Annotated in this window: 21 protein-coding genes, 1 pseudogene and 1 riboswitch; of the genes and pseudogenes, 12 read left to right on the top strand and 10 right to left on the bottom strand. The window is 48.1% G+C overall.

The window, feature by feature from the left end; genetic code table 11:
• The 3 genes and pseudogenes from BM283_RS06245 to BM283_RS06235 form a co-directional block, all read left to right on the top strand.
• Positions 1–176: pseudogene (locus BM283_RS06245) on the top strand (IS1595 family transposase); the annotation flags it as partial.
• 23 nt (positions 177–199) lie between these two features.
• Positions 200–1,150: an L-threonine 3-dehydrogenase gene (locus BM283_RS06240; RefSeq protein ID WP_090690934.1), complete on the top strand. Its 951-nt coding sequence runs from the start codon at positions 200–202 to the stop codon at positions 1,148–1,150.
• A 19-nt stretch (positions 1,151–1,169) separates the two neighbouring features.
• Positions 1,170–2,471 carry an aminotransferase class I/II-fold pyridoxal phosphate-dependent enzyme gene (locus BM283_RS06235; RefSeq protein ID WP_090690931.1) on the top strand — a complete coding sequence of 434 codons (1,302 nt, stop codon included), beginning with the start codon at positions 1,170–1,172 and terminating at the stop codon, positions 2,469–2,471.
• A 63-nt stretch (positions 2,472–2,534) separates the two neighbouring features.
• Here BM283_RS06235 and BM283_RS06230 read toward each other — a convergent pair whose 3' ends face one another.
• The 3 genes from BM283_RS06230 to BM283_RS06220 all read right to left on the bottom strand — a co-directional run bounded on the left by BM283_RS06230 (position 2,535) and on the right by BM283_RS06220 (position 5,589).
• On the bottom strand, positions 2,535–2,921 hold the full coding sequence (locus BM283_RS06230) for a surface-adhesin E family protein (protein ID WP_254776215.1): 387 nt from the start codon (positions 2,919–2,921) through the stop codon (positions 2,535–2,537).
• Between the two features lie 121 nt (positions 2,922–3,042).
• Positions 3,043–4,692 (bottom strand): multicopper oxidase family protein, encoded by a 1,650-nt coding sequence (locus BM283_RS06225; protein WP_090690927.1) that lies wholly within the window; start codon positions 4,690–4,692, stop codon positions 3,043–3,045.
• Positions 4,693–4,728: 36 nt separating this feature from the next.
• Positions 4,729–5,589: an MBL fold metallo-hydrolase gene (locus tag BM283_RS06220; RefSeq protein ID WP_090690923.1), complete on the bottom strand. Its 861-nt coding sequence runs from the start codon at positions 5,587–5,589 to the stop codon at positions 4,729–4,731.
• Between the two features lie 124 nt (positions 5,590–5,713).
• On the opposite strand from BM283_RS06220, the gene BM283_RS06215 reads away from it, so the two are divergent.
• From BM283_RS06215 to BM283_RS06195, 5 genes are all read left to right on the top strand, one after another.
• A complete protein-coding gene (locus BM283_RS06215) occupies positions 5,714–6,145 on the top strand; it encodes a YeeE/YedE family protein (RefSeq protein WP_090690920.1) in 432 nt (143 codons plus the stop codon).
• Between the two features lie 25 nt (positions 6,146–6,170).
• The gene (locus BM283_RS06210) at positions 6,171–6,614 is read left to right on the top strand and encodes a DUF6691 family protein (RefSeq protein ID WP_090690917.1); all 444 of its coding nucleotides are present in this window, start codon (positions 6,171–6,173) and stop codon (positions 6,612–6,614) included.
• A gap of 124 nt (positions 6,615–6,738) precedes the next feature.
• Entirely contained in the window at positions 6,739–7,128 is a 390-nt protein-coding gene (locus BM283_RS06205; RefSeq protein ID WP_254776219.1) for an ArsR/SmtB family transcription factor, read from the top strand.
• A complete protein-coding gene (locus tag BM283_RS06200) occupies positions 7,100–8,791 on the top strand; it encodes a bifunctional protein tyrosine phosphatase family protein/NAD(P)/FAD-dependent oxidoreductase (protein WP_090690912.1) in 1,692 nt (563 codons plus the stop codon). The genes BM283_RS06205 and BM283_RS06200 overlap by 29 nt, the downstream gene beginning before the upstream one ends.
• A gap of 7 nt (positions 8,792–8,798) precedes the next feature.
• Complete coding sequence (locus BM283_RS06195) at positions 8,799–9,617, top strand: sulfite exporter TauE/SafE family protein (RefSeq protein WP_090690909.1); 819 nt, start codon at positions 8,799–8,801, stop codon at positions 9,615–9,617.
• Positions 9,618–9,799: 182 nt separating this feature from the next.
• Here the strand turns inward: BM283_RS06195 and BM283_RS06190 are convergent, their stop codons facing one another.
• From BM283_RS06190 to BM283_RS06180, 3 genes are all read right to left on the bottom strand, one after another.
• Complete coding sequence (locus tag BM283_RS06190; protein ID WP_090690907.1) at positions 9,800–10,009, bottom strand: hypothetical protein; 210 nt, start codon at positions 10,007–10,009, stop codon at positions 9,800–9,802.
• Between the two features lie 306 nt (positions 10,010–10,315).
• Positions 10,316–11,854 (bottom strand): methyltransferase regulatory domain-containing protein, encoded by a 1,539-nt coding sequence (locus BM283_RS06185; RefSeq protein ID WP_090690905.1) that lies wholly within the window; start codon positions 11,852–11,854, stop codon positions 10,316–10,318.
• 89 nt (positions 11,855–11,943) lie between these two features.
• Positions 11,944–14,409 carry a beta strand repeat-containing protein gene (locus BM283_RS06180; RefSeq protein ID WP_090690902.1) on the bottom strand — a complete coding sequence of 822 codons (2,466 nt, stop codon included), beginning with the start codon at positions 14,407–14,409 and terminating at the stop codon, positions 11,944–11,946.
• Positions 14,410–15,186: 777 nt separating this feature from the next.
• Here BM283_RS06180 and BM283_RS06170 point away from each other — a divergent pair.
• Both BM283_RS06170 and xerC read left to right on the top strand, forming a co-directional pair.
• Complete coding sequence (locus BM283_RS06170) at positions 15,187–15,882, top strand: DUF484 family protein (protein WP_090690898.1); 696 nt, start codon at positions 15,187–15,189, stop codon at positions 15,880–15,882.
• Entirely contained in the window at positions 15,863–16,768 is a 906-nt protein-coding gene (xerC, locus tag BM283_RS06165) for a tyrosine recombinase XerC (protein WP_090690896.1), read from the top strand. The genes BM283_RS06170 and xerC overlap by 20 nt, the downstream gene beginning before the upstream one ends.
• Before the next feature lie 57 nt (positions 16,769–16,825).
• Here xerC and BM283_RS06160 read toward each other — a convergent pair whose 3' ends face one another.
• Together BM283_RS06160 and BM283_RS06155 are read right to left on the bottom strand one after the other, a co-directional pair.
• Positions 16,826–17,848, bottom strand: coding sequence for an NADPH-dependent aldehyde reductase Ahr (locus BM283_RS06160; protein ID WP_090690894.1), 1,023 nt, complete (start codon positions 17,846–17,848; stop codon positions 16,826–16,828).
• Between the two features lie 154 nt (positions 17,849–18,002).
• Entirely contained in the window at positions 18,003–18,686 is a 684-nt protein-coding gene (locus tag BM283_RS06155) for a zinc metallopeptidase (protein ID WP_090690893.1), read from the bottom strand.
• A gap of 261 nt (positions 18,687–18,947) precedes the next feature.
• Between BM283_RS06155 and BM283_RS06150 the strand changes: the two genes are divergently transcribed.
• On the top strand, positions 18,948–19,400 hold the full coding sequence (locus BM283_RS06150; protein ID WP_090690890.1) for a rhodanese-like domain-containing protein: 453 nt from the start codon (positions 18,948–18,950) through the stop codon (positions 19,398–19,400).
• A 167-nt stretch (positions 19,401–19,567) separates the two neighbouring features.
• Here BM283_RS06150 and BM283_RS06145 read toward each other — a convergent pair whose 3' ends face one another.
• Entirely contained in the window at positions 19,568–20,389 is an 822-nt protein-coding gene (locus BM283_RS06145; RefSeq protein WP_090690888.1) for an undecaprenyl-diphosphate phosphatase, read from the bottom strand.
• 55 nt (positions 20,390–20,444) lie between these two features.
• The gene (gene thiC / locus BM283_RS06140) at positions 20,445–22,340 is read right to left on the bottom strand and encodes a phosphomethylpyrimidine synthase ThiC (RefSeq protein WP_090690885.1); all 1,896 of its coding nucleotides are present in this window, start codon (positions 22,338–22,340) and stop codon (positions 20,445–20,447) included.
• A gap of 30 nt (positions 22,341–22,370) precedes the next feature.
• Positions 22,371–22,525: riboswitch (TPP riboswitch) on the bottom strand.
• A 64-nt stretch (positions 22,526–22,589) separates the two neighbouring features.
• On the opposite strand from thiC, the gene BM283_RS06135 reads away from it, so the two are divergent.
• The gene (locus tag BM283_RS06135; RefSeq protein ID WP_090690958.1) at positions 22,590–23,255 is read left to right on the top strand and encodes a protein-L-isoaspartate O-methyltransferase family protein; all 666 of its coding nucleotides are present in this window, start codon (positions 22,590–22,592) and stop codon (positions 23,253–23,255) included.
• Positions 23,256–23,285: the final 30 nt, after the last annotated feature.

The raw sequence follows: 23,285 nt of genomic DNA, 5'->3' as shown, positions 1-23,285 counted from the left end.
ATATTAACGGTATCGAATCTTTCTGGAGTTTCGCAAAAAGACGTTTGGCAAAATTCAATGGCGTGCCTGAGCATACTTTTTATCTTCACTTGAAAAAAACCGAGTTTCGTTTTAATCATCGACATGATAATCTCTATCTTCAAATTCTTAAATTATTACGTCTAAACCCGCTTTAACTTCCTAAGACCCTAAGGAATTTATGAATCGCATCTTGGTAACCGGGGCTACCGGGCAAATTGGTTCTGAACTGGTTCCTGCGCTGCGAAAAAAATACGGCAGCGATCATGTGGTCGCGGCCGGACATAAGAGAACACCTCCAACAGCATTGGTAGAAGAAGGTCCCTACACCTCGCTTGATGTGACCGATATCGATGCGCTTACAACCATTGTGCAAGACTTTCGCATTGATACTATTTTTCACCTGGCTGCCCTATTGTCAGCCGTCGCTGAAAAAAACCCGCAGATTGCCTGGAAAATCAATATGGAAGGGCTGCAAAATGTTTTAGAAGTAAGCCGCGCCTATGGCTGCGCCGTTTTCTTTCCCAGTTCGATCGGCGCTTTCGGATCAGGCACGCCGCGTGACCACACACCGCAGGATACGATTCAGCGCCCCAATACCATGTATGGCGTGTGCAAAGTAGCTGGCGAGCTATTGTGCGATTATTACTTCACCCGTTTTGGCGTAGATACCCGCGGTGTGCGCTACCCTGGATTGATCTCGTATGAAACGCTGCCTGGCGGAGGAACAACCGATTACGCCGTCGAAATTTTTTACCAGGGCATCCAGCAAAAGCAATACACCTGCTTTTTAGCTGAAGGGACCACTCTCGATATGATGTATATGCCCGACGCCGTGCGGGCTGCCATTGAACTGATGGAAGCCGACCCGCAGCAGTTAAAACATCGCAATGCGTTTAATCTCACTGCAATGAGTTTTGCGCCAGAAGAGCTGGCAGGGCAAATTCAAAAACACATTCCCGCTTTTACCCTACACTATCAGATCGACCCGGTACGGCAAGCCATCGCTGATTCGTGGCCGCGTCACATGGACGATCAGGCTGCGCGGGAAGAATGGGGCTGGCAGCCTCAATATGACCTTGCGGCCATGACAAAAGACATGATCGAGCGTCTAACAAAAAAGCTAAGTTAAACCTTGATAAGGAGCTGAGATGTCTCTTGAACAATTGAATGCGTACTGCAGCTCGAAGCTAGCCGAGCTGAAGGAAAGAGGGGCTCACAAAGGGGTTGAGAAAGTAATTACACAAATCACCTTGCCCGACTGGGTAAGAAATGGCCGATTGCCCACTCCGGCAGAAGATGAAAACTTTGGGTCGCGTTATCTTCTAGCAAGTGATGAAAAGGCGTACTTACTGATGAACTCCAATTCCTACTTGGGTCTGGCGTTACATCCCAAGGTGATCGCCGCAGAAGAAGAGGGAGTTAAACATTTTGGTACCGGCCCTGGTGCTGTTCGTTTTATCTCCGGCACATACCAGCCGCATGTTGACCTTGAAAAGCGTCTGGCGGCGTTTCACGGGCGGGCGTCCGCCATGATTTACAGTGCGGCTTATGCAACTGTAATGGGAGTACTGCCCGCGTTAATCGATGAGCATACGCTGGTAGTGAGCGATCAACTGAATCACAACTCCATCATCAATGCCATTCGTTTGTCCCATCCAGCCAAAAAAGAGATTTACCCACATCTCGATATGGCAGAACTCGAACGCATTCTCAGTACTTATCGTTCTGGCAGAAATGCTGCCGGCGCGTCTGAGATCAAGCGCGTGCTGGTCATCACTGACGGCATCTTCAGTATGCGTGGTGATTATGCGCCACTGGATAAAATTGTCGCGATCTGCCGGAAATATGAGCAGAACTTTGCCGGAGGTATCATTACTGTTGCTGACGATTCACATGGCGTAGGCGCGTTTGGCCAAACTGGACGGGGAACCGAAGAATACACAAGAAGCCAAGTCGACATCCTCATTGCCACGCTGGGCAAGGCTTTGGGAGTCAATGGCGGTTATATCGTTGCCAGCCCCCCTGTAATTGATTATCTGCGGCAAATCTCCCCTTTTTATGTGTATTCAAATCCGATCACCCCATCCGAGGCACTGGCTGCCACAGCCTCTGTGGAGATATTGGAAAGCAAGGAAGGACTGGCACGTTTAGCACGATTACGCGAGCTGACAGCACGCTTTGAAAATGGCTTAACTGAACTGGGATTCGAAACTATTCCTGGCGAACACCCGGTAACTCCGCTGGTCGTGCGTGACACCCAGCAAACAGCCCTTCTGATCGACTATCTATTCCAGAATGGCATCTTAGCGACCGGTTTAAATTACCCAGTCGTTCCCAAAGGAGACGAAGAAATCCGTTTCCAAATTAATGTCAACCACACTACTGGCGATATCGATTACCTCCTCAGCGTTTTGAAAAATTTTCTGGCCCATTCGCGTTCTCGCCCATAGCCATCCCAACCTGGATTTCCTCCGTAATGAAGCTGACTCTGAATGGCAAAAGAATAGACAACATTATTTTTCGCAAACTGTCTTAGCGATATGGCTAAGAGGAGAATTGGCGGGATAACTAAACCAGTCGTTTGATGGATCATGCTGAGCACCGATTACACTGGTTTCCGCTTTGGGATCTGAATAAAGCAGCATGGTATAAGAGCGGGCTTTTCCTTGCTTACAGTCAAGCTCATAGAGGCTTTTGACTGACTGATATCCACCTGACTGCTTCTGATCATAACTGGATAAAACCCAGATTCTTCTGAAATGGCCGTCCTTTTGCATGCTTCCTGGATCAAAATAATGAGCCCCCCCTTGCTTTGCGCCCCCATCCATCCTTATCCATTCTGCCTGCGCAGGCGTTAGGAGAGATACAAGAAGAACCAGCAATAATATTTTTCTCATCATGTCTATTTGATTTTAATGCCGCGCTGAAGCAGTTCGCGGACAGGAGTTGAATAGTACGCTCTATTTTATCAGAGGAACTTCTTACCTCGCTGTCATTTGGTTCACAGTTAGTTTGAATGATTCAGCTCACCAAAAAATTCCGCATCATCCCCATATCTTCATGCTCCAGGTTATGGCAGTGATAAAGATAAAGACCGGTGTAATCCAGAAATGGCTTGATAATCGTGACTTCTTCACCAGGCATGACCAGCACGGTATCTTTCCAGCCACTATTGATGAAACCATCCTTGACAGTAGCATAGCCACTGCCATGCGAATCCTTGATTGAACGGGAAAGTATCTGGAACTGCTGCTCGTGCAGATGAATCGGGTGCGCCATCTCCATCATCCCGCCTCTGCCACCTCTCCTGCCCCCTCTCCCCTCCATACCATCCGCATCATCCTCCATTCTACCCATTCCCCTTCTACCTCCTCCGTGCATGCCATGTTCTTCCTGGTAAATCCTGATTTTCTGGATGGTATTGACCGGGATTTTTTCATCCTCAGCCACTGCCAGCATTTCAAATGATCTACCATTAAGTACAGGCGACATATGCCTCATGCTCAAGCCAATCTGAATGGGTTTGTCGGAGTTGGCCACATCACGGTCAGTCAAACGCTGGAATTTGGCCAGCTGCGCCGGTAATTGCGGTGATTCGCTGGTTTTCTCAGCAATATGGAATTTTACCAACGGAAATTTACTTCCTTGCGCGAGCCCACCCCTCATCATACCCATCCCGCCTCTCATTCCGCCACCCATATGCGGCATGACGCCATGATATTCGAGACTTTGCAAGATGAGATCGGAGCCAACCTCACGGCCACTGAAGTCAACCCATAATTCAACCCGTTCAGCCGGCGCCAGCATGATATACGGAAAGGTTTCGGGCTTCTCGAGCAACGCGCCATCGGTGCCGATAGCCGTCAAGGGTGTCCCATCTTCCCAGCCGAGTTTGTAAATCCTCGAATTCGAAGCATTCAGCAAGCGCAGGCGATACGCGCGGGTTTTAACCGCAATGGTACGATTAATCTGGCCATTGATCAAAATAGTATCACCCAGAAAACCCAATATGCGCTCATGCCGGCCATGCTGAAGATATTGCAGCTGATTATCCACAGTGAAACGCCGATCCTGAATCACCAAAGGGAGATCGTATTCACCACTGGGCAGCGCCAGTTTCTGTTCCTGCTCATCGCTTACAGTGATCAATCCTGCCAGTCCCTGATAAACCTGGGTGGCAGTCTTTTCATGGGTATGTGCGTGATACCAGTTAGTGCCAGCAGGATTTTTGATTTCAAATTCATAAATATAACGCTCACCCCGATTGATGGCATACATCGGATGTCCATCCATCTTCTGCGGTACGTGCAAGCCGTGCCAATGCGCAACCGTCGGTTCAGGCAAATCGTTATAGGCAATGATACGAACTTTCTGGCCACGCATAAAATTCAGCGTGGGGCCAAGATAGCTTGGCATGTTGGTTAACGTAGTAGTGGGGCCTTTAATTAATTGGGCGTGATATTTGAATACCCTGGTGGCTGCACCGGATTTGAGGGAAACAGTATCGGGCCTAGCAGTCAGCTCGATTTCCACATCAGGCTTGAACGCACTACCGGGCGCATTATTCATCTTTGCCGCTTCCGCCAGAATAAAGCCCGGCCACGCTGCCGCCATCGTGCCAAAGGCAGCAAACTGCAGAAATTGTCGTCTTTTGCTATCAAATTGTGCCATGGTTTCTCCCTCTACCTTAATTTATATTGAAAATGCTCAAATGACATTGATCGGGATTTTAAAATAAGCCATCCCGTTATCTTCTGCAGGAGGCATTTGGCCTGCGCGTACATTGAACTGTACGGATGGCAGCATCAGCACCGGCATCTCCAGGGTCGCATCACGCGCAGTGCGCATCGCAACAAATTCCTCTTCGCTGATCCCATCATGAACATGAATATTGTGCGCACGTTCTTCCGCTACTGTACTTTGCCACTGAACATCACGACCTTTGGGTGGGTAATCATGACACATGAACAATCTTGTATCTGGTGGAAAATCCAGTAATTTACGGATGGAATGATAAAGCTGACGTGCGTCTCCTCCCGGAAAATCAGCACGAGCGGTACCTATATCCGGCATGAATAAGGTATCACCGATAAAAATAGCATCTTCAAACTGATAAGCCATGTCGGCTGGCGTATGTCCCGAAACTGAAATGGCTTTGGCAGTTAATTTGCCCACACCGAATGATTCGCCATCCGCCAGCAAATGATCGAATTGCGACCCATCCGGGGCAAATGTGGCTTCCATATTGAATAGCTTCTTGAAAGTCTGCTGCACCACCGGGATGTGATTGCCTATCGCTGTTTTTCCTCCGAGCTTTCCTTTCAGGTAATCTGCAGATGAGAGGTGATCAGCATGTGCATGCGTTTCGAGAATCCACTCCACAGTCAAATGCTGCACATGAATGAATGCAATCAACTTATCGGCAGAAGCCGTTTTCGTTCTACCTGCTTTTGGATCGTAATCGAGCACAGGATCAATAATGGCACAACTTCCGCCTCGCTCATCAAACACCACGTAAGTCACCGTCCAAGTAGCCGGGTCAAAGAATGCTTGGATGTTTGGTTGCATGGTTCTCTCCTCTTCTTTCTTCTTCTTTTCTCAGCTCAAATAAATTCACTAAATTGACTATAATATATTTATTAACATATTATCAATTATTATTATATATAAAGATAAATCATGGAGAATTCTCATGACCATTGATTGGATACATTTCACACCTGCATCTGCGCTGGCTGGCGGCATGGTGATTGGGATTGCGACTGCGATCCTGTTATTGCTTGCCGGCCGGATTGCTGGCATCTCCGGTATTGTCGGAGGTTTATTCAGGCGACAGCCAGGTGATATCGGCTGGCGATTTGCTTTTGTTTTCGGGCTCATCCTGGCACCTATTATCTGGCAGTTGTTTAATGAACTACCCCCGATTCAAATAGACACCAGCTACCTAATAATGGCTCTGGCAGGGTTGATCGTGGGGCTGGGTACTCGTTATGCCTCAGGCTGCACCAGCGGTCATGGTGTATGCGGGTTATCACGCATGTCGCCCCGTTCGATCGTGGCCACGCTCACATTCATCACGGCAGGCGTCGTCACGGTTTACCTCACCAGACATCTACTGAGCTGATTGCGCCATTGAAAAGGAGTTCCCTATGAGCACGATATTCATCGCATTACTCTCGGGTTTGATCTTTGGCATTGGGTTGATTTGGTCGCAGATGGCAAATCCAGCCAAAGTCCTGGCATTTCTTGATATGACTGGCTCCTGGGACCCATCCCTGGCCTTTGTCATGCTGGGTGCAATCAGTGTTGGTATCGTTGCTTTTGCCTTAGCACGCCGCCACGGCAGAACCTTCCTGGGCTCATCCATTTTGCTGCCCACCTCTCGCGTGATCGATAAACAGCTGGTGTTAGGTAGCTTGGCGTTTGGTATCGGTTGGGGTATAGCTGGCATCTGCCCAGGCCCTGGTCTGGTGCTGGTTGGATCAGGCAGTCTGCACGGTATGGTATTTGTCGCAGCGATGTTGCTGGGTATGGCTATTTTTGAGTTAGTGGAACGATACCGTGCCCGCCAGGCCAAGCAACAAGATGGATAGGCTGCTGTCTACTTCACACAAAACATTTTTGCAACCCCTTTTAAACAAGAAAATTTGAACACTTTTTATGCTGAGCAATCCATTAATCAAAAAAGAAATAGCTGACTCTACTGGTTTGACTGACATGCTGTCCAATCGGGCATCCGCTGCACAGGCATGCGCCTTGCTGAAAGCACTGGCCAATGAAGATCGTTTACTCATTCTTTGCCAGCTCGCACAAGGTGAAAAAAATGTGGGTGAACTAGAGCAGTCGCTCGGAATCCGGCAACCGACCCTGTCACAGCAGCTTACCGTGCTGCGTGAAGAAAAGCTGGTCAATACTGAACGCAAGGGCAAATATATCTATTACTGCCTCGCCAGTCAGGCAGCATTACACATTATGCAAACGCTGTATGACCTTTATTGCACCGATCACAGTCCTCACCCTCAGAAAAAAAGCAGTCATCTTAAGCTGAAAAAACCAATCCCTTCTGGAGGAGAAAAAAATGAGTATAATCACGACCAAACTGGATGAAAAATTGTCTGTTTCCGGCCAGATCAGTCTGGATGATCTGCCAGAAATCGCTGCAGCAGGTTATCAATCAGTTATCTGCAACCGCCCCGATTATGAGGGCGGGGAAGCGCAGCCTACCAGCGCACAACTGCAACAGGCAGCACGCTCGCTTGGCCTTCAATTTGTTTATCTACCGGTCGAGATCGGGGCAGCTTCGACCGAAAAAAGCGAGGCATTCAACAAACTGCTGGTTGAATTACCGGGGCCCGTGCTCGCTTTCTGCAAAAGCGGCAGTCGGCCCAAAGCATTGTATCAAATGGCCAGGCAAAAACAGGAAAAACCGGCAGGCGAAGCAGAATCGGTTACTGCCGCCTGCAGCTGGACAGGTGAAGCTCCTGAGACGGCTCAGCTATCCTCTCCCTCAGCGGAAAAAAGACAGCCAGCAGTTCCTGCCTGCAATTGGGGCAATGCGTTTGATATCGTTGTGATAGGAGGAGGCGCTGCAGGCATCGGCGTTACTGCGAGTTTGTTACATCGCCAACCTTCCTTACGCATTGCTATCATTGAACCCAGTGATAAGCATTATTATCAGCCGGCCTGGACCCTGGTTGGTGGAGGCGCTTATGACATTACGGATACGGTAAGGAACATGGTGGATGTCATTCCACCCAAAGCTGAATGGGTTCAGGCAGCAGCGAGCGGTTTCGATCCAGACCACAATCTGGTCCATCTGGAGGACGGTCGCTCAATCGGTTATCACCAATTGATTGTTTGTCCCGGGATTCGTCTAGCATGGGAAAAAATCGAAGGTATCCAGCAAACGCTCGGCAAAAATGGGGTGACTTCCAACTATCAATTCGAGCTGGCGCCTTATACCTGGTCGCTGACGCAAACTCTCAAAAGAGGTAAGGCATTGTTTACCCAGCCCCCTATGCCGATCAAATGCGCGGGTGCACCACAGAAAGCCATGTATCTTTCATGCGATTACTGGCAGCACCAGGGTGTGCTGGATAATATTGAAGTCGAATTCGATAGCGCCGCTGCAGTACTGTTTGGGGTCGCTGATTTTGTGCCGCCATTGATGAAATATGTGCAGCGCTATCATGCCAAACTGGTCTTCAACTCTAATCTGATCAAAGTCGATGGCGCCAACAAAATTGCCACCTTTGAAATCAAAGACAGCGAAGGCAAAGTCTCACGCGTAGACAAACCATTTGATATGTTGCATGTCACGCCGCCCCAGGTCGCGCCGGATTTTCTGAGTAACAGTCCTTTGGCAGATACAGCGGGCTTCTGTGAAGTCAATCCTATCACTTTGCAGCATGTGCGTTACTCCAATATTTTCTCACTCGGAGATGCCTGCTCCTCGCCCAACGCCAAAACAGCAGCGGCAGCCAGAAAGCAAATCGTGATCGTAGCTGATAATCTGCTGGCAGCCAGAGAAGGCAAAGAGCTTCCCGATGTTTACGACGGCTATGGTGCCTGTCCCCTAACCGTGGAAAAGGGCAAGGTGATTCTGGCCGAATTTGGTTTTGGCGGAAAATTGCTCCCTACTTTTCCGCTTGATCCGACTGTCCCAAGGCAATTTGCCTGGTTTCTCAAAGCCAAAGTGTTCCCTTGGCTGTATTGGAACGGCATGCTGAAAGGCCGTGAGTGGCTAACCCGCTCAACCAATGTAAGCTGAGCAGCCAGTGGACGCTACTAGCTTAATCAGCATTCTGCTCGGTTCATTTACCGGCATTGTGCTTGCGCTGACAGGGGCAGGTGGCACCATCATCGCAGTGCCATTGCTCATGTTCAGCCTGGACCTGACGGTTGCACAAGCTGCTCCCATTAGTTTGCTGGCGGTCAGCTTGTCGGGAGCCATCGGTGCATGGCTGGCGTTCAGACAAAAAAGAGTCAGATACCGGGCAGCGACTTTTATTGCTTTGATAGGCGCGCTCATCTCACCCGCCGGGATATGGCTAGCACAGCATTTACCCGATATATCCTTGACCTTACTGTTTGCCGGGGTACTGCTCTTTGTTGCCCAGCATATGTTTCGCCAAAGCATGCATGAAGGTAAAAGTGAGATGAGCACACAACATTCCGCTTCTCCTTGTCAGATAGATGAAGCCAGCGGACGTTTAATTTGGACCATACCATGTTTCAGAGCATTAGCATTGTCAGGCACCACAGCAGGTTTCTTGTCAGGCCTGCTGGGCGTAGGAGGAGGATTCGTGATCGTACCCGCCCTCAGGAAAATCACTAATCTTCCCATATTGTCCATAATGGCGACCTCACTGGCAATCACCGCTCTGATTGCTACCACGGGCGTCATTTCAGCGATAATCATTGGCGCGATGCAATGGCCCATAGCCTTATTCTTTTGTACTGGCACGATCGCAGGCATGCTGCTCGGTAGAATGTTTGCCGAGCGTCTTGCCGGCCCCCGGTTACAGCAAGGCTTCGCTATCCTGGCTGGCGGTATTGCAGCAGGTATGATTACCAAAGTGATTTGGGCTATATGACTTTAGTTTTGCAGTGCAGATATCTGTTAATACTTACATTCGAACGATGCACCTTGTCACGTCGGCACATCTTGCAAGCGTGTTTATAAAACCGGATCATCTATTTGCTTGAGCGATGCTTATCAGCGTACCATGCTACTAATAACATAATAGCTGCAAATACTGCCAGTCCAATGATAGATTCAATCGCCATCATCTGCTCCTTTACGCAGAATAAAGGAAACAATCAAGAACATACTTGCCAGAAATATCAGTGCCAACACAGCGAAGATCGTTACCTTCTTATCAATCAAACCACCCAGTAAGGCTGAAACAACCGATGCAGTCGCCACATTATCCGATACTTTAGCTAAACCTTCTCGCTGCTCCTTGTTGAATACAGGAAACTTCATATAATCAGCTTACACCAATACTTTTGCAAAAGCAAAGTTGAGAAATCGTGTCTTATAAGGCAAGGCAAAGCAGGTAATTCCATCTCCAACTCCAATACCACGCGAAGGCAGGTCGTTAGATCATGAAAATAAGATGGCAAGGAGAAGCCGACAAAACCAGATTTGAGTTAGAAATGGAATAACTTTTAGCACCCGCATATCTTCTTGTATCACTGCAACATTGGCACCTAGCATTTGCAACATTCTCTGCCAGGTATGCAATTAGGTGAAGCGCCACACTAAATCGATCGAAGCTTTCTATTTCAATTATTCAGTGCAAGATCCCATTGCTTTAAGTAATGGCATCGCCTTGGTGGCAAAGTTCGCATAGCTCGCTTTGATTTCTTTTAAACTTTCCTCATCATTTTCGATGACCTGTCCTTCTTTGACGATGCGTTCATTGTTGTCCTTGAAAATCTGCCAAATGAACGCCGCGGGGTCAACTATTTTTCGTTCTTTGGCCAGCAGGAAAAGCTGTTGCATGCGGTTCACTGATACCGCCCCACCTGTCACAGGAGCAGCCAGATAAGCAATGTCACGGCTGAACACCGCACGGTTAAGAATCACATTGTTGAGATGATCGCTGTCCATACGCACCTTCTTTACCGTTTCCTCATCTTGACAGGGAGCCAAATGCCCCATCCCCACCAGAATGGTCACTGCTTGCAGTACTTGTTGAGCGTTCGCTATATCAGCCATTGCGGCACACAGACTACGGAGGGTCTTGGGTGCGAACTCACGCTCGGCCAAGACAGCCAGAAGAGGATTATAGATTTCCGGTTGCAAATTTCCCTCGACCCAGTTTCCCGTAATCTTGCGCGGAATATCTTCCGGCCAGCTCATTAAGACGAAACGTGTATTCAGCAAATGCTGGCTTTTTTCCTGATCCGTCAAGCGGCACACCCCTCTCATAAAAATATCTTTACGGAACTGAGCAAAAGTGAAGTAATCACGCATCTGCTCCTTGAGCACAGGATGAATCACTTCCCTCATCATCTCCTGTGCTTCCGGGCTGAGGTTGATGGCATCAATTGCATTGAGCGGGGTGGCTGAAGCGGCGAATTCAAGTTTGGCATCTGCCAGACGCTCGGCCACATCCGCGAAATACATGACGTTCCAATCGCGGTTAAAAAACTCATGCGCGATATAGTTTCGATTTTGCTCCTTGATCTTGGTCAGCCGTTCCTTAACGCCTGGCACTGCGCGTGCGTAGGCCGAATTGGCATCCAGTAAACGCTCTGAAAACTGAATGGCAGAATCCATGCGCGCGAACGCACCTTGCGCACGACTAGCGAAACGGTCATGCAGTGCGAACAATTGACGCAGCGGCGCAGCTGGCGCCCAGCCAGGAAAACAGTTATAGCTCAGGTAGAGTACACCACCCGGCTTCAGGAATTTACGCGCAAAATTAACGATCTGCTGGTGATTTTCAGTGCTCACCCAGGTCCAGATACCATGCAGAGCGATGTAATCCATTGGTGGCAGATCGGCGTGCAAAAACTCCTCAAAGCTTTCATCGCGAATATCGAGCGGCAAGGCGGCAGCTCTCGCCAGATTTTGGGCAAATGCCGCATGTTCAGGATTGAAGTCCGTTCCAAAGAAGCGCCCGGGTGTCGTCGCACCATGCAGATTGAGTGACAACCCCTGCCCGATGCCAAGTTCACAATAATTTGGTGTGGCTGACTCGGGTGGCATTACACCTTGCAGCAACAGGCAAAAACGGATGAAAACAGGTGAAATCTCGCGATAGTAACCAAACGTGTAGCCGATTTCAGTGAAATACCCTTGTGACCAATCTTTATTCATATTTTCTATTCAATTAAAAAACCCTGCCAGCCTTACGGCTGGCAGGGTTTTTGTGTTAGAGAAGCAGAGGCGTGCCCCCGCCTGCTCTATCAGGCGAAACTGAAGTTGGACGCACCGAATTCGCCTTCGGTCACACCAACCAGGTTAATCGTCATGTCCGCCGTACCATTACCATCAAGGTCAACTTTCACCGCACCACCCGCTTGGTTTCCACCTGCGAACGGGTTAGCATCGGCCACATTAGTAAAGCTAACTTGTGTAGCGCCAGTGTTGGTAAAGGCCGCGTTACCGATAAAGCTGGCAGTACCTGTTTGCAGGGCGGCAGCAAATTGAATGGAATCCGCAGCCACGTCAAAATTGCCAGCAGGCGTATTATTACCGATAACGTCCACGCTGCCGTTGGGACCAGATTGGCCATCGGATTCTGCCGCAGCATTATAAATCAACTTGTCAGCACCCGCACCCAAAGTGATCACGTCACTGCCCAGACCGCCAGTAACGACGTCACCCTTAGCCGAGGCAATGTAAGCATCGCCACCTTGACCACCTGTAAAAGTCACAGATTTATCATTTTGAGCAACAGATACAAATACACCGCCTACGGCACCGACAGCATCCTTCACTACACCGGTCGCATCAATAGTGGTGATATTTTTGCTGGCAGTCAGATCGCCAATAGCGATCCCATCCGAGCCGGTCACCTTCAGCGTAGTCAGGGCAGTATCAGCCAGTTTATTGAGTCTCGCGCCAGCGCCAGACGTCGCGTCGGTTGCGATAGTGATGGTTTCCACGCCACCGGCATTGACCGTCACTTTATTGGTATTGAGATCAGCGCCTTTACCAAAAGTCAGCGTCGCAGTATTGTCGGCACCGGCAACAGCGCCTTTGACATCTACGCCAATTGTACCACCGCCTGCGCCTGCGGAACCCTTAAAGGTCACATTGGTGTTATTAGCCAGATTAGACAGAATCAGAGATTTGCCATTCAGATTAAGCGCATCATTAAAAGTAATGTTGCTGATACCGAACAACTCGCCATTCACGGTTGCGTTCGCAGCCAGCGGACCACCTAAATTGATGCCAAGGGTTTCCACATTTTTCACTGAACCTGCCTTGTTGAAAGCTTGCAAGTTGGCCAGCGTGGCGATAAGCGTGTCATTATCACTGCTCTTGCCATCTTTATCTACCGAGCCACCACCATCAATGGTATCGGCAGTAGTGAAATTTCCCAGAATGAGCGTGTCATTACCCGCACCACCAGTAAATGTAACATCCTTGTTGTTGGTAGTCAGATCGAGTGTAACGCCACCGCCGTTACTTGTAGCATCTACCGTGGTCACATTGTTGAACTCGCCGCCTGGAGCCACAATATCCACTGAACCGCCGCCGGCTACTTTAATCGTACTCAGCCCACCAATAGATTTTCCTCCGCCTCCGTCAGCAAATTGCACAAAATTTTTGCCTTCTGCAATCACGGACAGCGACACATCTTTTGCGCTATTGGCTGTGGTCGCATGTCCAACAGCTACATTTACACGATCCGTTGCGCTGTTACCGGAAGAGACAGTAGACAGCGTGAGCGTTCCACCTGCACCAATTGCGCCATCTTTGAAGGTAGCGTTCAGTGTAGCGCCCCCCTCCACATTCAGGGATCCGATAGCAGCGTTGCTTTGAATGTTTGTCAAATTCAGAACCGATCCTTTAATGGCGCCAGAGTTCCACAACTCCGTAGCACCCGTCACATTCGACAGGTTTAGATTAGTAGCCCCAGGATTGACATTTTTAAAGACGATTTTTTCAACGTCTTTGATGGTCGCGCCTGCAGGCCATGCAGCACCATTAGCAACAACCAGGTTAGCGGTATCGAAACCAGCACCGCCGTTTATATTATCACCATTGGTCAGCGTACCACCATTAGCTGCTGTATCAACCACACCATTGATTTCATCGTTGCCAGTAGTGGTTCGAGGGTTATCCACACCGGTAGTAAGATGGAAAGTGTTGTCAGGGTCAGTACCTTTTCCAGCGATGAATCCTTCAGCTTCAGCTTTTGTCGTAGGAAACGTCGGTGTTACGCCTATCAGCACATTTTGCATTGCATCCAGAGTTTCACCTTTTCCCTCTTTGGAATAAACATCAGCCACCGTAACCTTGTTCTGGAACAGATCAGCGGTAGGCTTGAATTCTTCAGCAGGGGTGCCTGTAAGATACGTACTTGCTTCCAGCAGGATAGATCCTAAGCTTGCGCCTGATTCGAGGCGGTTCATGAAAAAGGCCTCTGCTTGAGCATCCGGGCTTTTCGCGTCAGTATTGCCTGCTGCCAGACCGAAATTTTTCAGCAGGTTGGCTGTAATTTCTTCATTGGTCACGGCGCCCTTCAGAACCCCTTCCTTAAATTCATCGGTTGCCACCAGAATATCAGCCAGCTGTTGATTGGTCATGCCAGACTCAACCGCACTAGCCAGTTCCTGCATTATTTTTGCACTCGGAGCAGCATTAAATGTAGCTACCGTCAGCGCCAGTATATCTTCCTTTTGTTGGGAGGAAATAGCCATAACACGTGTTCCTTTTAAATAAAGTTAAAAAAACTTAGACAAAAAACCATATGTCACGAAATTGCTGAATATGAAACAAATAGTCCTTGCAACCTGTTAAATGTCAGATTTCGCGTTTCTGTTTGCCTGATTGCTATTTCACGACAATGGTCCCGCCGCCAGAAATCGCCACAGTTGACAAGTTTGGACGATTCTGCCGAAAAAAACTATTGTACGCAAGTGATCAAATCTTCTTGAGGGGATTGTGTTGTTAATCTGCAACATTGTTGACCTAATATAGTAAAAAATAACAACCTACTGGATTAACCTAACATAGTAAAAAAAATAACACCCTGCTGGAAGAATGATTAGGGAAGGAAAAATCGGTCATTTACATCTTTTAATTGGCACATTGCAGGAAAAATGCTTGCGTTTTCAGTCAGAGCCACTTTTAATGAGCAACCCAACTCTCTGAAAGGATTAACTTTAACAGGCCGCATTTTGCCACTATCTGCGTATGCTCGACCTGATGTTATTGTTATTTTTTATATCTGTCTGGTTGAAAAAGAAGTGATTTTTTTCATATTAATAATTTGCTGCCAGCAGCAAATCTTCATTTGTATGCTTACCTCGATCGTTTGTTGTAGGGGCAACTCTTGTGAGCCCATAGACCAATCATTTTCTTCTATGGCCATCTGGAATGATGAGAAAGATGTAAAAGTGCTTACACAGTTTATGAATTTATACGCTAATATCCCCATTTTTGCCCTATGAACCGGAATTGATCAGGATGTCATTATGAAACCAGAAAATGTTGCGCACTATCTGCGGAAAAACCCGCAGTTTTTTGTCGAATATGCTGAAATGCTGGCAGATGTCAGGATTCCTCATCCTTACGAGAATCGGGTGATTTCGATCAATGAACGCCAGATGGTTTCGTTACGGGAAAAAAACCGCTTGCTGCAAGAGAAACTGCATGAACTCATCAGCATCGGAGAAAATAACGACATGATTGGTGAAAAAATGCACCAATTGTCGGTTGCTTTGATGGAATCCAATTCGCTCGAAGAAATGCTGAACAGGTTAAATGACAGTCTGCGTGAAAATTTTTCCATCCAACAAGTCATTGTTCGCTTGTGGTTTTTGAAAGATTCCCCTGACAATCAGCAGCGCCCTGAATTCACGCCAGTCAGTGAGACCGTGCGCACCGCTGTTGAAAGCATGGCAAAGCCTTACTGTGGTCCGCATTTAACAGACGAGATCAAGCAATGGTTTGGAGATGAAACACCTCAGTTACAGTCCTTCTCCCTCCTCCCGCTACGCAGGAAACATACCTTTGGGTTACTGGTCATCGGTAGTCCAGAGCTGGAACGGTTTTATCCTGATATGGGCACGCTTTATCTGGAAAGGTTAAGCGAGCTCATTGCAGGTGCGCTCATTCGCCTGGGGTGTTGGAATATTGAAGCACAGGTACATGAACTCCCACGCTCCTGAAGAGAAAACCGTCCTGGTCAGCGCTTATCTCGCCCATCTGACCAATGAGCGCAGACTGTCCGCATTGACAGAAAAAAGTTATGCAAGAGATCTGGCTATTCTGCTGCAATTATCTGAAGCAACCTCTTTAAATCAGCTGCGCGCTCATAATATCCGGCACTTCATCGTCAAACTTCATGGAGAGGGCCTCTCCGGCCGGAGTCTTGCAAGAATGCTCTCTGCCTGGCGAGGCTTCTATCGCTATTTAATCCGTCATCATGGCTATGTCGATAACCCCTGCAATGGCATGCGAGTCCCCAAATCCCCCAAAAACTTGCCACACGCGCTTTCTCCAGATGAAACAGTCAAACTGATGGCTTTCGAGCAGGAAGATCAGCTCAGTATTCGGGATCGTGCCATGCTCGAGTTATTTTATTCTTCTGGCTTAAGGTTGACAGAATTAACGCAGCTCAAACCCGAAGATATCGATTTTACTGAGGGCACGGTGCGGGTTCGAGGAAAAGGGAACAAGACTCGGGTGGTGCCGGTCGGCAGTTATGCCTTGCAAGCGCTACAAGCATGGCTGAAGCAACGCGCAGCGATGCTGGCGCCTGGAGAAACTGCACTCTTTCTATCGCTCCGCGGCAAACGAATCAGCCCTCGTGCAGTCGAGTATCGCCTCCAGACTCGCGCCAACCAGCAGAATCTCAGCACTCACACCTTTCCTCACGCCTTACGCCATTCGTTTGCTTCGCATATGCTGCAATCGAGCGGAGATTTACGGGCAGTACAGGAAATGTTGGGCCATGCCAGCATTAGCACCACTCAAGTTTATACCCACCTCGATTTTCAACATCTTGCAATGATCTACGATAACACCCATCCTCGCGCCAAAAGGAAAAAATAACCATCATCACAAGTGGTTGAAAAACGTATCCGCGGCAGAATTGGCATTGGGCTTAGCTCAGAATGGACCCACATGATCCAGCACGATCCGATACCTTGCCTTACCTGCTGCCAGATGCCCGATAGCATCATTGACTTTATTCAGCGGGAAATGCTCGACTTGTGGTGCAATATGGTGTCGGGCGGCAAAATCCAGCATGGTTGCCAACATAGCTGGTCCGCCGGTGGGTGAACCTGACACGCTCTTCTGTCCCATGATCAACTCAAATGCCGGAATAGGCATCGGCTCCAGCACGGCACCTACCACGTGCATACGACCATTCGGTTTCAGCGTTTTGAGCAGCAATGTCCAGTCGAGCGGCACATTGACAGTAACCATCAGGAAATCAAGCGAATTAGCTACCTTGCGGATTTCCGCGTTGTTACGACTGGAAACAACGTGATGGGCGCCAAATGCCCGGGTTTCTTCTGCTTTTGATAGATTCGAAGTAAATGCCGTCACTTCGCACCCCCAGGCACGGGCGAATTGCAACGCAAGATGACCGAGCCCGCCAATCCCAACAACACCCACCCGGTCTGTCGGTTTGATGCCATGGATCAGCAGCGGGGCAAAAACAGTAATGCCACCACACAACAGCGGCCCGGCAGAAGATATTTCGAGCGCATTGGGTAACGGAATGGCCCACAGCCAATGGGAGCGCACGCGCTCTGCAAAGCCGCCATAATGGCCGATAATGGTCGGTGCCGCTTGCAGGCAAAGATTATGGTGACCGGTCAAGCATTCATGACAATGCATACAACTATTGACATTCCAGCCAATACCAACGCGCTGCCCGATCTTCAGTTCTTTGACGTGATCACCGACTGCCACAATCCGGCCCACGACTTCATGCCCCGGAATAACCGGGTATTTCGATAATCCCCAATCATTATTAATAATGGAAAGATCAGAATGGCATAAACCGCAGAATTCGACCGCAACCTCAATTTCTTCCAATCCTAGCGGCCCAGCATCATAAGTAAACGGCTCGAGTTTCTGCTTGGCATCGAGCGCAGCCCATCCGCTGATATTATTAGTCATCACTATCCTCTCTTGATTTCAGATCGCATCGTTAAAGAAGCCATTAGCATACTTATCAGGCAAGTCCGTACATCATAACATTTGCTGCCATCACTCTGAGATTCTATAGTTGACGTCATGCATTTATCTCTACGGCGGCACCTCTACCCTATCGCTACCTCCGAATAATCGCCCACCAGCGTGCGATATTGAGTAATGTCATAAGCGAAGCGGAAACATAAGTCCAGGCAGCCGCTTTAAGTAATCTGCGGGCATGCGGTGCATCACCTTGTTTGAGATAATTTCCTTGCTCCAAAAGCGGTAGAGCACGCACAAAACTTGCATTCATTTCCATCGGAAGGGTAAGCAGATGTACTAACGTTGAAGTCGCTAACGTTAACAACCCGCCAACCAAAAATAATGCACCGGCCAGGGGTACACGGACTAATGCGACTACAAGCGGCGCCAACATGAGGATACTCGCTCCCATTTTTTCCGCTGGTGCAGCCAGTCTCACCAGCCTGGTGCGCATTTTTAACGGCAAGTAATCATCCCGATCCTGAACAGCATGCCCTACTTCATGCGCCGCTACCGTAATCGCGGTGAGCGATCGACCATTGAATTTATCCGAAGTAAGGCGAACCACCTTTTCCAAGGGATCATAATGATCACCCAGTTCTGTAGTCTCGATCCTAACTTGTTGTAAATTTGCCCGATCGAGCAAGGTGCGAGCCAGTTCCGCACCCGTACAAGCATAACGATCATCCGGCTGGCTATACTTCTCCATGATGTGTTTCACCCAATAAGAAGGTCCGACCACTAAAATAACCAGCAGGATAACCAATATCAGATAGAACATAGTGTTTTTTCAGAATACCAACAAAGAAAGTTAATTTGTACAATACATTATTTCATTTTCAAATCCAACCTCACGCGAAAGCGAGCCGCAGACACTATCAATAATATGACAGAGACAAGCCGACAAAATCTGGTTTGATTGAGAAGTAAAATTATATGAGATTCGCTTGGATAGCATCAGTTCAGATTATTATTCATGGCTTTTTTTGCCTCAGCGCTTCACTTTGATTACACTTCTCCTTTTACCGATTGAAATAGACACATGGAAAACGCAAGCAAAATATTGGAAAAAGCACATGAACGGGCTGAGGAGATGGATTTACCTTACAAAGGGGCTTTATTGCCTGCCGAAGCATTCACACTGTTACAAGCAACTCCCAATGCCAAGTTGATTGATGTTCGCTGTAAAGCCGAACTGGACTGGGTTGGTCGCATTCCTGGCGCCATCGAAGTCGAGCTGAAGACTTACCCAGGCATGCAACCTAATCCAAATTTTATTGATCAGGTTGCTGAAAAAGTACAGCAAGACGATGTGATCATGTTTCTTTGCCGTAGCGGCGGACGTTCAGATTATGCAGCCACTGTCGCCACTCAGTCAGATTTTCCTAATTGCTACAATATCCTGGAAGGCTTTGAAGGCGATAAGGATGAAACGGGCCACCGCGGTCGTAAAGGCGGTTGGAAGGCGGCGGATCTGCCTTGGGTACAAAGTTAATGTTTCGATCGGTGCTTATTCTTCAGTAGAAGCGCCGTTCAGGCGCTTGCTCAAGCGGCTGGAGACCGCTACTACCTGATTAACCAGACCGTAGGGTGCAATAAGCTGCGGGCATTATGCAGTAAATCTGGTGCGATGCTCTGCACTTATTGCACCCTACATGTAAATTAACCTGTTGACCAGGCAATAAGTCCGGTGTAAGCCGTTATCAGGATTATGATGCCGAATCCGATGCGATACCATGCGAAGAGAGCGAAATCATGATGGCTGATATAGCGCAGCAATCCACGGATCGCGAGCCATGCACTTACAAACGAAGCCATAAAACCAACCGCAAACATACTCAAATCTTCCATTTGCAGCAGATCGCGACTTTTATACACATCGTAGAAGGTAGCGGCAAACATAATCGGGATCGCCAGAAAAAAGGAGAATTCGGCTGCTGCCTTACGTGATAAGCCAAAAAATAAACCACCAATAATCGTGGCCCCTGAACGGGAAGTGCCTGGAATCAAGGCAAGGCACTGGGCACAGCCAATTTTCAGCGCATGTTTCCAATCCATATCCTCTACCTGCTTAACATCAACGATATGATCACGGCGTTCTGCCCATAAAATTAATATGCCCCCGATGATCAACGCCATGGCAACCGGTAAGGGATGAAATAAGTAAGATTTGATCGTCTTGATAAATAAAAAACCGAGGATGGCAGCGGGCAAAAAAGCAATCAATAAATTTAACAGGAAACGATTCGACTCTTTTGAACCTATACTGGTTACGATTGCTGTCAGTCGGGCGCGATATTCCCAGCATACTGCCAGTATCGCGCCCAATTGAATGGCTACAGTAAAGACCTTGGCCTTGTCATCATTAAAATCAAGCAAATCACCCATCAGGATCAAATGGCCTGTGGAAGAAATCGGCAGGAACTCAGTCAACCCCTCAACAATTCCAAGAATCAGCGCTTTGATCAGTATCGGCCAATCCATGTCGGCCTTTGGTTCAAAGATTTAAAAAATAACCATAAACGATACGAAAAAACCATCATAATTTACTGTAAATCTCCGCGCCTTTTTCTTTAAACTCGGTAGATTTCTGTTCCATGCCTTTTTTTAGCGCATCATCCTCGCTAATGCCTTGTTGCGCTGCATAGTCGCGTACATCCTGAGTAATCTTCATTGAGCAGAAATTGGGACCACACATCGAACAGAAATGAGCAAGTTTAGCTCCTTCCTGCGGCAGTGTTTCATCATGGAATTGCTTGGCTTTATCCGGGTCCAGGCTGAGATTGAATTGATCATTCCAGCGGAACTCGAAGCGCGCCTTGGAAAGCGCATTATCACGAATCTGTGCGCCAGGATGCCCCTTAGCCAGGTCAGCCGCATGGGCTGCAATCTTATACGCAATGATACCGTCCTTGACATCATCTTTATCAGGCAACCCCAAGTGCTCCTTAGGCGTCACATAACATAGCATGGCGGTACCATACCAGCCGATCATAGCGGCACCAATGGCAGAAGTAATATGATCATAGCCTGGCGCGATATCGGTCGTAAGCGGTCCCAAGGTATAAAAAGGAGCTTCCTGACAATATTTAAGCTGCAGATCCATATTTTCTTTGATCAAATGCATAGGGACATGACCCGGCCCTTCGATCATCACCTGCACATCTTGTTTCCAGGCAATCTGCGTCAATTCACCCAATGTTTTCAATTCAGCAAATTGTGCTTCATCATTGGCATCATAAATCGAGCCCGGCCGGAGTCCGTCACCCAGCGAGAAACTGACGTCATAGGCCTTCATAATGTCGCAGATTTCCTCAAAATGAGTATAAAGAAAACTTTCCTGGTGATGCGCAAGACACCATTTAGCCATAATCGAACCGCCACGTGAAACAATGCCAGTCATACGTTTGGCGGTCATGGGAATAAACGGTAAACGCACTCCAGCATGAATGGTAAAATAATCCACCCCTTGTTCCGCCTGCTCAAGCAAAGTATCGCGGAATATTTCCCACGTCAGTTCTTCTGCTTTGCCATCAACTTTTTCCAATGCCTGATAAATAGGTACCGTACCGATCGGTACCGGGCTGTTACGAATAATCCACTCGCGCGTTTCATGGATATTTTTACCAGTGGAAAGATCCATGACCGTATCCCCTCCCCAGCGGATTGCCCAGGTCATTTTCTCGACTTCTTCCTGAATGCTGGAACCCAGCGCAGAATTTCCGATATTGGCGTTGATTTTGACTAAAAAATTACGCCCGATGATCATCGGCTCGGATTCCGGGTGATTGATATTGGCGGGAATAATGGCCCGTCCACGTGCGACTTCATCGCGCACAAACTCGGGAGTAATTAAGCGCGGGATCGCCGCACCAAAATCGTGGCCAGTATGCTGGCGAACGAGTAATTCATTGCCTTGCGCCTCCATCATTTCCCGTCGCTGATTTTCCCGGATCGCAATATATTCCATTTCAGGAGTAATCATGCCACGGCGGGCATAGTGCATCTGGGTCACATTAATGCCTGTCTTGGCGCGTCGCGGCGGACGTTGGAGATTGAAACGCATTTGTGAGAGCTTCGGATTATTCAAACGCTCCCGGCTATAAGCTGATGTCAACCCTGAAAGCCGTTCAGTATCATCACGCTCATCGATCCATTTTTCCCGCAAGGGAGATAATCCCGCACGAATATCGATTTTAACCGCAGGATCCGTATAGGGCCCAGAAGTATCGTACACATAAATGGGAGGATTTTTTTCTGTGCCACTGCTGATGGCTGTATCCGATTGACTGATCTCCCGCATAGGGACTTGAATGTCAGGACGAGTACCCTCTACGTAAATCTTGCGCGAATTGGGCAATGGCTTGATCGCAGCTTCATCCACGTGCGCCGTTTCGCTGGTAAATTTTCCTAACTCTGAAATAATTGTATTCATATTATGCTCCTCAAAATACCGTAAGGAGCAAGCGGATATCCCTAGCTTCCCTACGGCGGCATTATCCGCATCAGGTATTAAGGGACTGTCTCACCGACACTTGGAGCCTGAAAAAAATAGATGTTGCTAACAAGTTTATTGCGCACCACAATTTAATCTCCAAGTGCGGACCCCTAGCTGAAGCTGTGAAACTAATAGAAATATGAAATAATTGCAAGCCTGATTATTTCATCCATAAAAATAATGATTATGAAACTCGACACCAATCTCGAACAAAACCGCTTCAATATGGTGGAACAACAAATCCGAACTTGGAATGTTCTGGATTTAACCATTCTCAATTTACTTTACAAAGTGCGGCGCGAAGAATTCGTGCCGGCAGCCTATCGTTCACTTGCTTTCGCAGATATGGAAATCCCTTTAGATCATGGTGCAGTTATGCTGACACCCAAAATGGAGGCGCGAATCCTCCAGGAATTACGTATCAAAAAAACCGACAAAATTCTCGAAGTAGGCAGCGGCAGCGGCTACATGACAGCATTACTGGCAGAGCTGGGCGCCCAAGTGTATAGTGTTGAAATTGTGCCAACACTTTGCAGTATAGCAAAAATGAATCTCCAGACCCATGGCATTACTAATGTCATCCTGGAACAAGGGGATGCAGCCCAGGGATGGCCTCAGCACGGCCCTTATGATGTCATCGTCCTTACCGCATCCACACCCATATTACCTGAAGCTTTCCAGAAAAACCTTAATCCTGGGGGGCGTCTGTTTGCGATTGTCGGCGAAGAACCTTTGATGGAAGCCATGCTGATCACCTGTGTAGCGCCCAACGTCTACGAGACAAATATACTGTTTGAAACTTGCACAGCCTCCCTGAGAAACGCCCTGCAACCTCAACGATTTACTTTTTAATGCATTCGATCCAATACATTAGCTTACTTT

Source organism: Nitrosomonas sp. Nm34, assembly GCF_900113925.1.
Taxonomy (GTDB): Bacteria; Pseudomonadota; Gammaproteobacteria; order Burkholderiales; family Nitrosomonadaceae; genus Nitrosomonas.
This window is presented reverse-complemented; position numbering and strand designations above follow the sequence as displayed.